At 53.4% G+C, this 15367-nt stretch carries 12 protein-coding genes; 3 read left to right on the top strand and 9 right to left on the bottom strand.

Annotated elements, in window-relative coordinates:
- Positions 1 to 459: 459 nt before the first annotated feature.
- From I2D83_RS00060 to I2D83_RS00045, 4 genes are read right to left on the bottom strand one after another with little or no spacing between them, the layout of a single operon-like run.
- On the bottom strand, positions 460 to 1902 hold the full coding sequence (locus I2D83_RS00060) for a 6-phospho-beta-glucosidase (protein WP_205947321.1): 1443 nt from the start codon (positions 1900 to 1902) through the stop codon (positions 460 to 462).
- A 32-nt stretch (positions 1903 to 1934) separates the two neighbouring features.
- A complete protein-coding gene (locus tag I2D83_RS00055) occupies positions 1935 to 2261 on the bottom strand; it encodes a PTS lactose/cellobiose transporter subunit IIA (RefSeq protein WP_180779432.1) in 327 nt (108 codons plus the stop codon).
- On the bottom strand, positions 2251 to 3564 hold the full coding sequence (locus I2D83_RS00050; protein ID WP_180779433.1) for a PTS sugar transporter subunit IIC: 1314 nt from the start codon (positions 3562 to 3564) through the stop codon (positions 2251 to 2253). Before I2D83_RS00050 ends, I2D83_RS00055 begins: the two co-directional genes overlap by 11 nt.
- 16 nt (positions 3565 to 3580) lie before the next feature.
- The gene (locus I2D83_RS00045) at positions 3581 to 3886 is read right to left on the bottom strand and encodes a PTS sugar transporter subunit IIB (protein ID WP_012772755.1); all 306 of its coding nucleotides are present in this window, start codon (positions 3884 to 3886) and stop codon (positions 3581 to 3583) included.
- A 214-nt stretch (positions 3887 to 4100) separates the two neighbouring features.
- On the opposite strand from I2D83_RS00045, the gene I2D83_RS00040 reads away from it, so the two are divergent.
- Both I2D83_RS00040 and I2D83_RS00035 read left to right on the top strand, forming a co-directional pair.
- Entirely contained in the window at positions 4101 to 5114 is a 1014-nt protein-coding gene (locus tag I2D83_RS00040) for a LacI family DNA-binding transcriptional regulator (protein ID WP_205947320.1), read from the top strand.
- Positions 5115 to 5398: 284 nt separating this feature from the next.
- Positions 5399 to 7402 (top strand): methyl-accepting chemotaxis protein, encoded by a 2004-nt coding sequence (locus tag I2D83_RS00035; protein WP_369986884.1) that lies wholly within the window; start codon positions 5399 to 5401, stop codon positions 7400 to 7402.
- A gap of 49 nt (positions 7403 to 7451) precedes the next feature.
- Here I2D83_RS00035 and I2D83_RS00030 read toward each other — a convergent pair whose 3' ends face one another.
- On the bottom strand, positions 7452 to 7820 hold the full coding sequence (locus I2D83_RS00030; RefSeq protein WP_205947319.1) for a GFA family protein: 369 nt from the start codon (positions 7818 to 7820) through the stop codon (positions 7452 to 7454).
- A 164-nt stretch (positions 7821 to 7984) separates the two neighbouring features.
- Between I2D83_RS00030 and I2D83_RS00025 the strand changes: the two genes are divergently transcribed.
- Positions 7985 to 9175: an MFS transporter gene (locus I2D83_RS00025; protein ID WP_012772751.1), complete on the top strand. Its 1191-nt coding sequence runs from the start codon at positions 7985 to 7987 to the stop codon at positions 9173 to 9175.
- 118 nt (positions 9176 to 9293) lie between these two features.
- Here the strand turns inward: I2D83_RS00025 and gyrB are convergent, their stop codons facing one another.
- Genes gyrB through dnaA form a run of 4 tightly spaced genes read right to left on the bottom strand, consistent with a single transcriptional unit; the run spans position 9294 to position 15367 of the window.
- A complete protein-coding gene (gene gyrB, locus I2D83_RS00020; protein WP_205947318.1) occupies positions 9294 to 11711 on the bottom strand; it encodes a DNA topoisomerase (ATP-hydrolyzing) subunit B in 2418 nt (805 codons plus the stop codon).
- 18 nt (positions 11712 to 11729) lie between these two features.
- Positions 11730 to 12815, bottom strand: coding sequence for a DNA replication/repair protein RecF (gene recF, locus I2D83_RS00015; RefSeq protein WP_010281217.1), 1086 nt, complete (start codon positions 12813 to 12815; stop codon positions 11730 to 11732).
- Positions 12816 to 12864: 49 nt separating this feature from the next.
- Positions 12865 to 13965: a DNA polymerase III subunit beta gene (dnaN, locus tag I2D83_RS00010; RefSeq protein WP_039307574.1), complete on the bottom strand. Its 1101-nt coding sequence runs from the start codon at positions 13963 to 13965 to the stop codon at positions 12865 to 12867.
- Positions 13966 to 13969: 4 nt separating this feature from the next.
- Complete coding sequence (gene dnaA / locus I2D83_RS00005) at positions 13970 to 15367, bottom strand: chromosomal replication initiator protein DnaA (RefSeq protein WP_180779437.1); 1398 nt, start codon at positions 15365 to 15367, stop codon at positions 13970 to 13972.

Here is a 15367-nt window from a genome sequence, read left to right as displayed (position 1 = left end):
AGTGAAATACGGCAGGGTGACAGGCGTATTACAGTACAAAACGAACCATCTTTCTGAAGGCTACCTCTGCAAACGCGGAGTCATTTCGTGCGCCACAATGCCATCCTTCTCATGCTACTTTATAGCACGCGCCCGACATAGGGGGCTCAAGCGCCAGCCCCCTATGAACCCGGCTGCCCGCTAAATTATGTCGCTACGCGATACCTTCGTCGGCATCAGGCTTAACGGAACGCTTGCGACACGCTCCTGACGTGGCGCAAGCTTGAGCCGCGTCCATGCGGCTCATCCTAAGCCTGCTACCTCCTCAGCATAATTTCTTACGCTGGGGATAACGGCAACCCCGCTTACACACTACATTCTTTGTGTATAAGAGCTCATCTTGGGGAAGAGATTAACACCGACAAGAAAAAGCCGTGCGGTTAAGCACGGCTTTATGGCCAACGTTTTCTGCAATCGCCGTTATAGCTCGGCACCGTTGCTGGCGATCACCTTCTTGTACCAGTCAAAGCTCTTTTTCTTCGAGCGGTTGAAGGTGCCGATGCCATCGTCGTGTTTATCCACGTAAATGAAACCGTAGCGTTTGCTGTACTGCCCGGTGGTGAACGACACGCAGTCGATGCAGCCCCACGGGGTATAGCCCATCAGCTCCACGCCATCTTCCACGACGGCTTTCTTCATCTGATCGATATGCGCTTTGAGGTACTCGATGCGGTAATCATCATTAATGCTGCCGTCGGCTTCCACCTTGTCTACCGCGCCAAAACCGTTTTCGACGATGAACATCGGTTTCTGATAACGTTCGTAGAAGCTATTCAGCGTATAACGCAGGCCAACCGGGTCGATCTGCCAGCCCCATTCCGATGCCTTCACATGCGGGTTTTTCACGCCGCCGTCAAAGCCCGTAATTGAATCTTCTTTTTTCTGGCCTTTTGCCGCCAACTGCACTGCGCTGCTCATGTAGTAGCTGAAGCCCAGATAGTCCGTGCAACCATCGCGCAGAGTCTGTTCGTCTTCCGGCTGCATATCAATCTGATAGCCTTTTCGCGCCCACTCTTTCAGGATGTAAGACGGATAGTAACCGCGCAACTGCACGTCGCCGAACAGGTGACGTTCACGCATCGCTTCCTGTGCAAACATCACGTCATCCGGGTGGCATGACCACGGGTAGATCGGTACCAGCGCCAGCATGCAGCCAATTTTGAAGTTCGGGTTAATCTCATGACCCAGCTTCACCACTTTCGCACTGGCGACAAACTGGTGGTGCAGCGTTTGGTACATTGCCTGCTCTGGCTTGTCGTGATCGGTAAAAATCACGCCGGAACAGCAATAGCCAAACAGCGGATACTGCCAGTTACGCTGGTTGTTGATCTCATTGAAAGTCATCCAGTATTTCACTTTGGACTGGTAACGTTTCATGACCACTTCGCTGTAGCGAACAAAGAAATCCACCACTTTACGGTTCAGCCAACCGCCGTACTGCTTAACCAAATGATGCGGCATCTCGAAGTGAGACAGCGTAATCACTGGTTCGATGTTGTATTTCAGCAGCTCATCAAACAGGTCATCATAGAATTGCAAGCCCGCCTCATTCGGCTCCAGCTCATCGCCATTGGGGAAAATACGCGTCCAGGCAATCGAGGTACGGAAGCATTTAAAGCCCATTTCGGCGAACAGGGCGACGTCCTGCTTATAGTGGGAATAGAACTCCACTGCCTGATGATTTGGATAACTGACACCAGGCTGTACGCCATCGGTAATCACACGATCAACGCCGTGGGCGCCGCCGGACAGGACATCACAGATGCTGACGCCTTTGCCGCCTTGATCCCAACCACCTTCAACTTGATGCGCCGCTACCGCGCCGCCCCACAGAAAGTCTTTCGGTAATTGTTGAACAGACATCTTGTTTCCTTCTTATTCAGGTTTGCATATTATTAATTTATAAGCTGTTTCAGGGAGGAGATTTCCCGATGCAGTTGAATCAGCTCCTCCACCAGTTCACGGCATAGCATCGCGTTCATCAGGTGATCTTGCGCGTGAACCAGAATCAGATTGATCGGGATTTTTCCGCTGCCCTCATCGGCACCAATCAAAGCTGTCTGGATTTGATGGGCTTTGCGCGCCGCCACAGAAGCCGCGTTCAGCAGTTCTTCAGCCTTGTCCCAGTCATATTTTCTGGCGGCGCTCAGCGCCTCCATTGAGCTGGAGCGCGCCTCTCCCGCATAGATAATCAATTCCATTATCGTGGTTTCATCGAGCATCACTGACTGCCTCCTCTGCTGTGCCCACTTCTTGTTCGATCAACTGACGTTCATACATTTTGAAGAAGGGGTAATAGATTAAGGATGAGACGACAATCAGTACCCCCACCAGCACCACCGCACGCCAGTCCCATCCCGTAGACCAGGCTGCGCCAATCGGGCCCGGCGTTGTCCAGGGCGCAAGCGAAATGACGCGATGCACCAAATCGGTTTTTAACGCGATATAGGCAAGGGTGGCGTTCACCAGCGGCGCGGTAATAAATGGGATGAACAGCAGCGGGTTCATCACGACGGGTGAACCAAAAATCACCGGTTCGTTGATGTTGAACATGCTCGGCACCACGGCCAGCTTGCCGATGGAGCGAAGGTGAGCAGAACGGCTGCGCAGATAGAGAAAGACCAGCCCCATGGTCGCCCCCGATCCCCCCACCGTAATGAAGAACTGCCAGAAGGGCTCAATGAAAATTTTGGTGATCGGTGCGCCCGCGTTAAACGCTTCCTGATTGATTCCTAAGTTGGTCAGCCAGAACGCCTGCAAAATGCCGCCGACGATAACGGCGCCGTGAATCCCGGCAAACCACAGCAGGTGGCAGAGCAGCACCGCGATCAAGATGGCAGGGAGCGAATCGGATGCCGAGATAATCGGCGCGAAGACGGCCATGATCGCCTGCGGCAACAGCATGCCGAACTGGCTCTGCATGAACAGGCTAAGCGGGAACAGCGTCAGGAAAATGGCAAGAATCGGGATGAGCAGATCGAAAGACTGGCGGATTTTCGGCGGTACCTGTTCTGGCAGGCGAATGCCAATATTGTGCTTCTGCAAAAAATGCATCAGCTCCGTCGAATAGATCGCCACGATAATCGCGGTAAAAATCCCCTCGCCACCCAGCGACCCAACCGGCAGACTTTTATCGATTTGCGGCGCTGCAACGACCATAAACGACATCAGCGCCAGACTGGCGGCCATAAAACCGTTCATTTTATAGCTCTGTGCCAGGTTATAGGCGATAGCGCTGGTGATATACACCGCCATAATGCCCATCGTCATATTGTAGGGCATCATGATTTGTTCGCCGTGGCGTTCCACCATCCCCAGCCACCACTGGGCAAAAGCCCATTCACTATTCGGGCTAAAAGGCGGATGAGCGAATAACATCATAAAAGAGCCGACAATTAAAAAGGGCATTGACGCAATGAACCCATCTTTAATGGCAACAACATGACGCTGACTGGAAAGTTTCGCCGCGATTGGGCTAATACGGTTTTCGATAACGCTGAATAATGACTCGGTTAATTTACTCATTATTCCTCCCGTTATATTACGCGATCATCGCCAGGGCATCGTTAAGGACTTTCTCCCCATTCATCATGCCATAATCAACCATATTAATAACCGCAATCGGCTTCTCTTTCTCGTCAGCTATCACTTTGAATTCAGGCAGTTTATACTTAATCTGCGGCCCCAAAAGGCAACAGTCATATTCATCAATCAGTTCACTAAACTCTTCAAAACCTACGGCTTTTATCTCAACAGCGATCGCCTTTTGCTCGGCAACCTTTTCCATCCGCTGTACCAGCATGCTGGTAGACATTCCTGCTGCGCAACAGAGTAAAATCTTATTCATACTGCACCTCACCGTCTGTTTTTTTATTATTCAAGCAAGACGAAAAATAATATGCAACCGGTTTCATATTGTTTTTACTGTTTTTTGAAGGCGATCATAAATAGCACAATCGGGGAATATTTTTATCCCTACACGCGTTATTGGTGATAAAAAAGGAGGATTTTTCCCTATAATGACGGCATAAAGCGGCGCAAAAGGAGAACGGGAAAGTACGATGGTAACCATGCTTGATGTAGCGAAAAAAGCCGGTGTCTCCAAAGCCACCGTATCACGCGTGCTGACAGGGAATAACTACGTCAGTAAAACCACGCGGGATCGGGTATTCCGGGCGATTGAAGAGATTGGCTACCGGCCCAACCTGCTGGCGCGCCAGCTCGCCACAAGCAAATCGCAAATCATTGGCTTGGTCGTGACCAACACGCTATACAGCGGCCCCTATTTCAGCGAATTGCTGTTCCAAACGGCGACGATGACGGAAAAATACGGGCGGCAGCTCATCATGGCGGATGGCAAACACAGTGCGGAAGAAGAACGAGAAGCGATCCAGTTCCTGCTCGATTTACGCTGCGATGCCGTCATTATCTATCCACGCTTTCTTTCTATCGATGCGCTGGAAAGCATTATCGAACAGCATGAACAGCCGATTATGGTCGTCAACCGCACGCTGCATCGGCACGGTGACAACGGTATCTGTGCTGACCACCAGCAACACTGCCATGATGCCGTCAATTACCTGATTACGCAGGGTCATCGTGATATCGCGTTTATCTGCGGATCGCCGAATTCACCCACCGGCACGAGCCGACTTGTGGGCTACCGTCAGGCGCTGGAGGAAAACGGAATTCCCTATAGTGACAGTCTGGTTGCGCCTGGCGACTGGACGCATGACAGTGGTTATTCGGCAGCAAAAACCCTGCTTCAGCGGTCGACCACTTTCAGTGCACTGGTCGCCAGCAATGACGACATGGCGATTGGCGCGGCAAAAGCGCTGCGCGAACACGGCCTTGCGATTCCGCAGGATGTCTCGCTGCTGGGGTTCGACGATTTACCGATGGCTTCATGGTTCTATCCCCCGCTCACTACCGTGCACGTACCGGTCGCCGAAATGATCAACTATACCCTTGAGAAACTGCTGTGCCGGCTGGAGGGTGAAACCGTCGAGCCTGCGCCTGACTTCAAGGGCGAATTGATTATCCGCGATTCAGTCAGCAAAGGCCCTGCCGCTTAACCCTCGTTCACACGGTGAGGCGTCATGCCTCATATCTCATCCGCTATCACACTGATGCGGTTTATGACCGCGCCGATTTGTGACATTTTCGTGAATAGCCTAAAGAGGTAGTGTTTCCCGCCGATAATTTATTTGTGACTTACATCACAAATAAGGGTGAGTCGCGAAAGGGAATGCCCATAAAACAGAAAGGAAGACAATCAATTGATTCTTTTATGAAAAAAGCACCTATATACCCTAAATCGACGGGTATTGGCGCTTATATCCCAGGGGATATTACGCATATGTCTACAACACTGTTACCGGTTAACCACAGCAATCCATCCATTCACTCCTCACCAACCGCGTCAAAAAGAAAACTCAGCACACGGATGCTGATGCTCCTGGCGGGCGTTAGCACTATCGCACTCGGTTTTATTCTCACTATCGGCCTATTGATCTGGCAATCCGGCCAGCAACAAAAGACCATCGCACAGCATTATCTTGAGCAAACAGCGTATACCAACAGCTACCTTATTCAGCAAAAGCTGGATGTCGCGCTACATGCGGCGCGCAATCTGGTGCAGAGCGTTGTCAGTCTGCAAGAAGCAGGCAATGCCGATCGGAAAACCGCAGAAACGCTGCTGAAGAATGCGCTGAAGAGCCACCCCGATTTCCTTTCGATGTCGCTGGCATGGGAACCTGATGCGTTCGACGGCAAAGATCGGGAGTACGCTGGTCAGCCCGATCAGGACCCGCAAGGTCGCTTCGTCCGTTATGTCGACCGAGATACCGCAGGCAACGTTGCTCTGCATAATCTGGTGGATTATGAAACGCCCGGTAGCGGCGATTACTACCTGCTGCCGAAGAAACTCCAGAAAGAAGTGATTCTGGAACCGTATAGCTACCCTTACAACGGTGTCGATGTCCTGCTGACCTCCATTGCCGTGCCTATCATTATCAACAATAAGTTTTACGGCTCCGTCACCGCGGATTTTTCGCTGGATACGCTGCAACAGCTCACCAATAACATCAAACCCTATGAGGGTACGGGCTACGCCCAGCTGCTGTCGCACTCCGGCGCCTACATCTCTCACCCCGAAAAAGCCCGGGTGACTAAAAAAATTGAAAACGACCCGACGCTGCTTGAGCATGTCACCACAGGGCAGCCTTATCAGATTGAACGTGATAATGCAGTGCTGAACACGCCAGCGTTTAACGTGTATGTGCCAGTCACCATCGGCAATACCGGTACACCCTGGATGCTCGGCCTGTCCGCCCCCGTTAATGTGGTGATGGCGGAAACGGTGCGGCAGCGCAACATAGGGCTACTGCTTATGGTACTGAGTATCGTGGTGGTTTCTGGCGTACTGGGCATCATCTTTAACCGCAAAGTCGCTCGGCCTATCGGTGGGGAACCGGCTCAGGCTGCACAGATCGCGCTGTCCGTCGCGCAGGGGGATTTAACGCAGACCATTCCTGTGCAGCCAAAAGACGATAGCAGTATTTTTTACGCTATGAACGCCATGCAGTCACAGCTGCGAGACATCGCCGAACAGTTGATTAGCACCAGCGAATCCGTCAGCCACGGTGCAACAGAAATTGCGGCAGGCAACACCGATCTAGCCTCCCGTACCGAGCAACAAGCGGCGGCGCTGGAAGAAACCGCCGCCAGCATGGAACAGATTACGGCGACGGTGAAACAAAATGCGGATAACGCCCATAACGCCACAACGCTGGCGCAGAACGCGGCCCACATCGCTCAGAAAGGTGACAAGATTGTCGGTCAGGTTGTTCACATCATGAGTGAGATCGACGACAGTTCGAAGAAGATTGCCGACATTACCAGCATCATTAACGGTATCGCGTTCCAGACCAATATTCTGGCACTCAACGCGGCGGTAGAAGCAGCCAGAGCGGGCGAACAAGGGCGCGGTTTTGCAGTGGTTGCCAACGAGGTGCGCAACCTCGCGCAGCGTAGCGCCAGTGCCGTAAAAGATATCACCGCGCTGATAACGGAATCCGCCAGCCGCGTCGACAGCGGCGTCACGCTGGTTCAGAGCGCTGGCGAGACCATGCAGGACATGCTGCGTGCTGTCACGTCGGTTAAAGACATCATGGATGAGATCGTCTCAGCATCGGATGAACAATCGCGCGGGATCAGTCAGGTGACGCAGGCCGTTCACGAGATGGACGGCGTTACCCAGCAGAACGCCGCACTGGTGCAGGAAGCCACAGCGGCTGCCGCCTCGTTGGAAGAACAGGCCAGACAGCTCGCGCAAACGGTGCTGGTATTCAAGCTCTCGTAATCATCATTCTTCATCCATTCCCCTGCACGGGCCGGCAACGGCCTGTGCATTATTCCCAGCACGGGCAGCAGTCCTCGAACGAATGTGACGTTGGCTTCAGCTCCGGGCTGTTTTTCTCATCAAAATTTCCAATCGTCAGCGCAATGGTTGGCTCATCATCAATCGCGCCCAGCGTGCTGCCGCAGTGCGGGCAAAAAGCCCGGCTGGAGTAATCAGACGACCGATAGCGCGCGGGTTCTCCGCCTTCACCAATCCATTCAACTGCCGACCGGGGAAACTCAACCCACAACAGCGTTGGCGCACCGGAATGCTGCTGGCAAAAAGAACAGGAACAGGCATGTGGATTGCCCGGTTCGCCCGAAGCCCTGAACCGAATCTGACCACATAAACACCCGCCCAAATATGATTTTATCGTCACTCCGTTCTCTCCCTATTCTGCCGAAAAGGCGGGTATCAATATTCGCCATCGATGATATAAGTAATATGCTAACCTTATGATCCATTTGCCAGGGAGTGACGCCCTGTTCTTGCGCCAGCTCTCACGATAATAAAATCTACAGACCCGTAAGCTGCAAAGATAATATGAAATTCATAAAATTACCGCTACTGGCGCAAATCTCATCAGCGCATTTGGTGAGTCACTTCCATATGATGGTGCTGCCTGCACTTATTCCACTGCTGTCAGCTCAGCGCGATATCAGTTTTGTCGAGCTCGGGTTTGCACTCAGCGTATTCAACATTGTCTCCGCCTGTGTGCAGACGCCAATTGGTTTTATGGTGGATCGCATCGGCGCGCGCCGTACGTTAACCGCAGGTTTAGCACTCGGAAGCCTCTGTTTTCTCTCGCTCGGTTTCTCAGACAGTTATGTTTGGCTGGTTGCCGCGATGGGGCTGGCTGGCGTGGCAAATGCGGTTTATCACCCGGCGGATTACGCCTTATTGTCGCGCGGGATTGATGAAAAACGCATGGGCCGCGCGTTCTCAGTGCATACCTTCTCCGGCTTTCTGGGCACGGCCATTGCGCCCGGTATTTTGCTGTCCATCGCCGCCTTTTCCGGCATCAATAGCGCCTTCATCGTTTCCGGCGTCATCGGCTTACTGACGATACCGCTGCTTCTGACGGATCGCGATGAACCTAGCCGAGTGAAACCTGCAGCGGCAACAGGCACCCAGCCGGGCAAATCGCGCGCCCCCGTGTTCACGCTGCCGATTCTGGCGCTGCTGATTCTGTTCCTGCTGCTGAATTTAAGTACGGGTTCAATCCAGAATTTCTCCGTGACGGCGTTGGTCACGGGCTACGATTTGTCGCTGTCGCAGGCTAACGTGGCGCTTACCGCGTTCTTGTTCGCCAGCGCCTTTGGCGTACTGGCTGGTGGTTCACTGGCGGATAAAACCAAACGCCACGGGCTGGTAGCGACGGCGGCGTTGGCCGTGACCGCTGTGCTCGTCAGTATTGTTGCCATGTATTCCTTACCGACTATCGTGCTGGTGCCGTTGCTGGCCGCCGCTGGTTTCCTCTCCGGTATGATCGCCCCTTCCCGGGATATGCTGGTACGCGCTGCCTCACCGCCAGGGGCGGAAGGACGGGTCTTTGGGATTGTTTCTACTGGCTTCAACATCGGCGGTGCTGCGGGACCCGTGCTGTTCGGCTGGCTGCTGGATCACGGTCACCCTCACGCTATTTTCTGGTCTGCCGTCATATTTATGCTGATTACCGCTTTTATCACGCTGCTACAGGAAATGCGCAGCGCCAAACGCCGTGCATTAGCCTGATAAAACGTTTTTCAACGTCACTCGCGACGGCCCAAAGGGTGGCGGGCAGGAAGCTCACCATAAAAAAAGCCAGCTCCGCAGGGAGCTGGCTCAGGTAACGATAGCAACATAAACCGAATCAGATATCGATATTCATCGCCTTCAGGGCGTTTTCTTCGATAAACGCACGGCGCGGTTCAACGGCATCACCCATCAGCGTTGTGAACAGCTCATCGGCAGCAATGGCGTCTTTCACCGTCACGCGCAGCATGCGGCGGCTGTTTGGATCCATCGTGGTTTCCCACAGCTGATCCGGGTTCATTTCACCCAGACCTTTATAACGCTGTACGGTCAGACCACGGCGGGATTCTTTCACCAGCCACTCCAGCGCCTGCTCAAAGCTGGCAACCGGTTGACGACGCTCGCCACGTTCGATGTATGCATCTTCTTCAATCAGGCCACGCAGTTTTTCGCCCAGCTGATTCAATTTGCGATATTCGCTACCCGCTACGAAGCCTGCCCCCAGCGGATAATCGGTATCCACACCGTGCGTACGCACGCGCAGCGCTGGTTCAAATACGCCACGTTCTTCATCATGATGAATGACAAAGCTGTATGTGCTGCCGTGCAATTCGCTTTCGTTCAGGCTGTTAACCAGTGACTCCGCCCACGCCTGCACGTTTTCACGTTCGTTCAAATCGGCTTCTGACAGCGTCGGTTGATAGATCAGACGGTTCAGCAACGCACGCGGGAAACGGCGCTCCATACGGCCAATCAGCTTCTGTACGGCATAGTGTTCAGAAACCAGCTTCTCCAGCGGTTCACCCGCCAGCGCTGGAGCCTGTGCATTGGTATGCAGCGTCGCGCCGTCCAGTGCCAGCATGATCTGGTACTGATCCATCGCCTCATCATCTTTGATGTACTGTTCCTGCTTACCCTTTTTCACCTTGTACAGCGGCGGCTGCGCAATATAAACGTGGCCACGCTCAACAATTTCAGGCAGTTGGCGATAGAAGAAGGTCAACAACAGGGTACGGATGTGCGAACCATCGACGTCAGCATCGGTCATGATGATGATGTTGTGGTAGCGCAGTTTGTCCGGGTTATATTCATCGCGGCCAATGCCGCAGCCCAGCGCGGTGATCAGCGTCGCGACTTCCTGCGAGGAAAGCATCTTGTCAAAACGGGCTTTCTCAACGTTCAGGATTTTACCCTTCAGCGGCAGAATCGCCTGGTTCTTACGGTTACGCCCCTGCTTGGCAGAGCCGCCCGCTGAGTCCCCTTCCACCAGGTACAGTTCGGACAGCGCCGGATCGCGTTCCTGACAGTCCGCCAGTTTGCCCGGCAGACCAGCCAGATCGAGCGCGCCTTTACGGCGTGTCATATCACGCGCTTTACGCGCCGCTTCACGGGCACGTGCAGCATCAATAATTTTACCGACCACGATTTTGGCGTCTGACGGGTTTTCCATCAGATAATCCACCAGCTTCTCGTTCATCAGCGATTCGACGGCGGTTTTCACTTCGGAAGAAACCAGCTTGTCTTTGGTCTGCGAGGAGAATTTCGGATCCGGCACTTTCACGGAAACCACGGCAATCAACCCTTCACGCGCATCGTCACCGGTGGCGCTGACTTTGGCCTTCTTGCTGTAGCCTTCTTTATCCATGTAGGTATTCAACGTACGGGTCATCGCGGCACGGAAACCGGCCAAGTGCGTACCACCGTCACGCTGTGGAATGTTGTTGGTGAAGCAGTAAATGTTTTCCTGGAAACCATCGTTCCACTGCAACGCCACTTCCACGCCGATGTCATCTTTCACCGTCGAGAAATAGAACACGTTCGGGTGAATCGGGGTCTTGTTACGGTTCAGGTAATCAACGAATGCCTTGATACCACCGTCATAATGGTAATGATCGGCTTTATCTTTCTCGCGCTCGTCGATCAGGCGAATAGAAACGCCGGAGTTCAGGAACGACAGCTCACGCAGGCGCTTGGCCAGAATTTCATATTCGAACTCCACCACATTGGTGAACGTTTCATGGCTCGGCCAGAAGCGCACCGTGGTACCGGTTCTGTTGGTGTCACCCGTCACTGCCAGCGGTGCCTGCGGCACGCCGTGTTTATAAGTCTGCTCGTGAAGCTTCCCGTCGCGGTGGATAATCAGCGTCAGTTTTTCTGACAGGGCGTTAACCACGGAAACCCCTACGCCGTGCAGGCCGCCGGAGACTTTATACGAGTTATCATCGAACTTACCGCCAGCGTGCAGAACGGTCATGATCACTTCAGCCGCAGACACGCCCTCTTCTGGGTGAATCCCCGTCGGAATACCACGGCCATCATCCTGCACCGACACCGAGTTATCGGCATGGATGGTGATGATAATGTCTTTACAATAGCCAGCGAGCGCTTCGTCGATAGCGTTGTCCACAACCTCGAATACCATGTGATGCAGGCCGGTACCGTCATCCGTATCGCCGATATACATACCTGGGCGTTTACGTACCGCATCCAGCCCTTTCAATACCTTGATACTTGAGGAGTCATAAGAATTCGACATCAACGTTTCTCGCTCATTTTAGTCCTGTGATTGAACCGTTATTTTACCCTGTTCTACGCGGAACATCTTGCCCTTTTCACCAACCATGTCCTCTATCTGTTCGGCGCTGACCGCGCTGACAAAAACCTGTGCATGGGTGGCTTTCAACCGTTCGGCTAACAAACGGCGGCGGGTACTATCCAGTTCGGAAGCAAAATCATCGATCAGATACAGACAGCGCAGTCCGTTCTGACGGGTGAGAAATTCACCCTGAGCCAGCCTCAGCGCGCACATCAGCAACTTGAGCTGACCACGGGACAGCATATCCTCAACCGCCACGCCGCTGGCGCGGATGCGGAAGTCGGCTTTATGCGGCCCCAGCGCCGTATAACCTAACATACGGTCGCGTTCGAACTGCCGTTCCAGCAGTTCGGCATACTCACTTTCTTTATCCCAGCCGCGCTGGAAAGAGAAACTGAGAGAAAATTCAGGCAGAAATTGCGTACAGGTCGTGGCGATATCATTGGCAATCGCCGCACTGTATTGCGCACGCCATTCGCTGATACGTTCCGCCAGCGGCACCAGTTCCTGATCCCAGGCTCTCAGTTGCCCATAGTGACTCACTTGGCGCAGCGCTGCATTACGCTGGCGCAGCAGGCGTTTCATATTGCTCCAGGCTGCAAAAAAGCCAGGTTCATTATGGAAACAACCCCAGTCGAGAAAGGCGCGACGAAATTTCGGACCGCCGTTGAGCAGGGTAAACCCTTCCGGGGTGATCAGCTGTATCGGCAGCAGTTGCGCCAGTTCAGCGACTTTGTGCCCATCGCTGCCGTCGATCCGCACCTTGCTATCGCCCTGACGGTTTTTGCTTAGCCCGACAGATCGCTCTGTTTCCGTACCGTCAATACGACCGTGCAGCACAAATTCCGGCTGATCGTGCCGAATGACGCGCCCCGCCTGAATGCTACGAAACGCCCGCCCGTGCCCTAGCGTATAAATCGCTTCCAGCACGCTGGTTTTACCGCTGCCGTTGGCACCCACTAAAAAATTAAAGCCGGGAACCAGCGCCAGATCGGCCGCCTCGATATTGCGGAAATCTTTGATGAGAAGACGAGTGAGAGCCATGTTGCAGTTATCTTAATAATGAAAGGGCAAGTAAACTTGCCCGATAATTCTACAACCGCATTGGCATAACGACATAGGCCGCCGCCCGGCTGGCGCTATCTTCGATCTGCACGCTGGAAACGGAATCGGTCAGCAGTAAACGTACACCTTCGCACTTCAGCGCGTTCAGCACATCCAGTACATAACTGACGTTAAAGCCGATTTCCATCTCGGTGCCGTCGTACTGCACATCCAGAATCTCTTCCGCTTCTTCCTGCTCTGGGTTGTTGGCAGTAATTTTGAGCTGATTCTGAATCAGGTGCAGACGCACACCGCGGAATTTTTCATTCGATAAAATCGCCGCACGGGAGAAGGCCTGCTTGAGTAAATCGCAGCTGGCTTCCAGCGTTTTATCCGGGTTTTTCGGCAATACGCGGCGATAATCAGGGAAACGCCCATCGACCAGCTTCGACGTGAAAATAAAATCGCCGACGTGTGCACGAATATTGTTGCTGCCGATCTGCAGCTGCAACGGCGTATCACCGCCATCCAGCAGACGCACCAGTTCCATCACGCCTTTACGCGGTACGATCACCGAATGTGATGGTAGAGATTGACCAACCGGCATAGAACAGACAGCCAGACGGTGACCATCTGTCGCGACCGTGCGTAGCTCTTCGCCTTCGGTTTCAAACAGCATACCGTTGAGGTAGTAGCGTACGTCCTGATGCGCCATCGAAAACTGCGTCGCTTCGATCAAACGCTTCATCGTCGCCTGCGGCAGCGAGAATTCAACGTCGCTCTGCCAGTCGTCCAGATTAGGGAAATCCGCCGCAGGTAGCGTAGACAGCGAGAAACGGCTGCGGCCAGAGCGCACCAGCATGCGATCGCCATCCAGCATAATGGTGATTTCCGCGCCTTCCGGCAGCCCCCGGCAAATATCGAACAGCTTGCGGGCAGGGACAGTCGTGGCACCCGGCTCATGCGGCTGCGTCAGCGCCACTTTCGCCACCATCTCCATTTCCAGATCGGTACCGGTCAGCGACAGCGCGCCTTCCGTCACCTGAATCAGCAGGTTGCCCAGAATCGGTAAAGTCGGTCGGCCGCCCAGCGGACTGCTGACCTGTTGTAATGGCTTTAACAGACGTTCGCGTTCAACAATAAATTTCATAGTGTTATGACGATAGAGTTCTGATTAAATTGGAAAAATCTTCTTTGATGTCGTGGCTTTCTTCACGCAACTGCTCAATCTTGCGGCAGGCATGCAACACCGTCGTATGGTCACGCCCGCCAAAGGCATCGCCGATTTCCGGCAGGCTGTGATTCGTCAGTTCTTTCGCCAACGCCATCGCCATCTGGCGCGGACGCGCCACCGAGCGGGAACGACGTTTAGACAGTAAGTCGGCTACCTTGATTTTATAGTATTCCGCCACGGTCTTTTGAATATTGTCGATAGTAACCAGTTTTTCCTGCAACGCCAGCAAATCGCGCAGCGCCTCGCGCACAAAATCGATGGTGATGGAGCGACCGGTAAAATTGGCGTTCGCGATGACGCGGTTCAGTGCGCCTTCCAGCTCACGCACGTTAGAACGCAAGCGCTTGGCAATAAAGAACGCTACTTCACCAGGCAGGCGAATGTCATTTTCATCTGCCTTTTTCATCAGAATCGCCACGCGGGTTTCCAGCTCTGGCGGTTCAATTGCGACTGTTAACCCCCAGCCGAAGCGGGATTTCAGGCGATCTTCCACGCCGTTAATCTCTTTCGGGTAGCGGTCTGACGTCAGAATGATTTGCTGGTTGCCTTCCAGCAGCGCATTGAAGGTATGGAAGAACTCTTCCTGCGAACGCTCTTTATTAGCAAAGAATTGAATATCATCGATCAGCAGCGCATCAACAGAACGGTAGTAGCGTTTGAATTCTTCAATCGCATTGTTCTGCAACGCTTTCACCATATCCTGCACGAAACGCTCGGAGTGCATGTAGACCACCTTCGCGTTGGGTTTACGGGCAATGATGCCATTCCCCACTGCGTGCAACAGGTGCGTTTTACCCAGGCCGGTACCGCCATAAAGAAACAGCGGGTTATAAGCACCACCTGGATTATCAGCCACCTGACGCGCCGCCGCACGTGCTAACTGGTTCGATTTACCCTCAACGAAGTTATCAAACGTATGTTTGGGGTTCACATTGGAACGGTAGGTATGCTCCGCCTGCGCGGGTGAGTTATCCCAGCTTGGACGTACTGGCGCTGAGCGTACCTGCTGCTGAGGCGCAGCACTGACCTGCTTATGATGCGGTTGCGCGGGCTGGCTGATGGCCTGAACCAGCGGTTTACTGCCCACCTCAAAACGCAGTAAAGGGGCATCCATCCCGCAAAAATCATTCAGCAGGACATTGATATTATTTAAGTATTTATCACGAACCCAATCCAGCACAAAACGATTGGGGGCGTAGAGCGCCAGAGTGTTATCACTCAGCTCCGCCTGCAACGGGCGTATCCACATACTGAATTCTGTGGCAGGTAACTCATCCTGCAAACGGGCAAGACACTGCTGCCAAAGCGAAAGTGACAC

The sequence above is a fragment of the Pectobacterium aroidearum genome (assembly GCF_015689195.1).
GTDB lineage: Bacteria > Pseudomonadota > Gammaproteobacteria > Enterobacterales > Enterobacteriaceae > Pectobacterium > Pectobacterium aroidearum.
Note: the sequence above shows the minus strand (reverse complement) of the source record. Positions and strands in the feature narration are given on the sequence as shown.

What these genes read in the sequence shown, in the direction of transcription:
- I2D83_RS00035 (WP_369986884.1), top strand. Translation starts at nt 5,399, where the DNA reads ATGTCTACAACACTGTTACCGGTTAACCACAGCAATCCATCCATTCAC.
- I2D83_RS00060 (WP_205947321.1), bottom strand. Translation starts at nt 1,902, where the DNA reads ATGTCTGTTCAACAATTACCGAAAGACTTTCTGTGGGGCGGCGCGGTA.
- I2D83_RS00055 (WP_180779432.1), bottom strand. Translation starts at nt 2,261, where the DNA reads ATGCTCGATGAAACCACGATAATGGAATTGATTATCTATGCGGGAGAG.
- gyrB (WP_205947318.1), bottom strand. Translation starts at nt 11,711, where the DNA reads ATGTCGAATTCTTATGACTCCTCAAGTATCAAGGTATTGAAAGGGCTG.
- I2D83_RS00025 (WP_012772751.1), top strand. Translation starts at nt 7,985, where the DNA reads ATGAAATTCATAAAATTACCGCTACTGGCGCAAATCTCATCAGCGCAT.
- I2D83_RS00040 (WP_205947320.1), top strand. Translation starts at nt 4,101, where the DNA reads ATGGTAACCATGCTTGATGTAGCGAAAAAAGCCGGTGTCTCCAAAGCC.
- recF (WP_010281217.1), bottom strand. Translation starts at nt 12,815, where the DNA reads ATGGCTCTCACTCGTCTTCTCATCAAAGATTTCCGCAATATCGAGGCG.
- I2D83_RS00050 (WP_180779433.1), bottom strand. Translation starts at nt 3,564, where the DNA reads ATGAGTAAATTAACCGAGTCATTATTCAGCGTTATCGAAAACCGTATT.
- dnaN (WP_039307574.1), bottom strand. Translation starts at nt 13,965, where the DNA reads ATGAAATTTATTGTTGAACGCGAACGTCTGTTAAAGCCATTACAACAG.
- I2D83_RS00045 (WP_012772755.1), bottom strand. Translation starts at nt 3,886, where the DNA reads ATGAATAAGATTTTACTCTGTTGCGCAGCAGGAATGTCTACCAGCATG.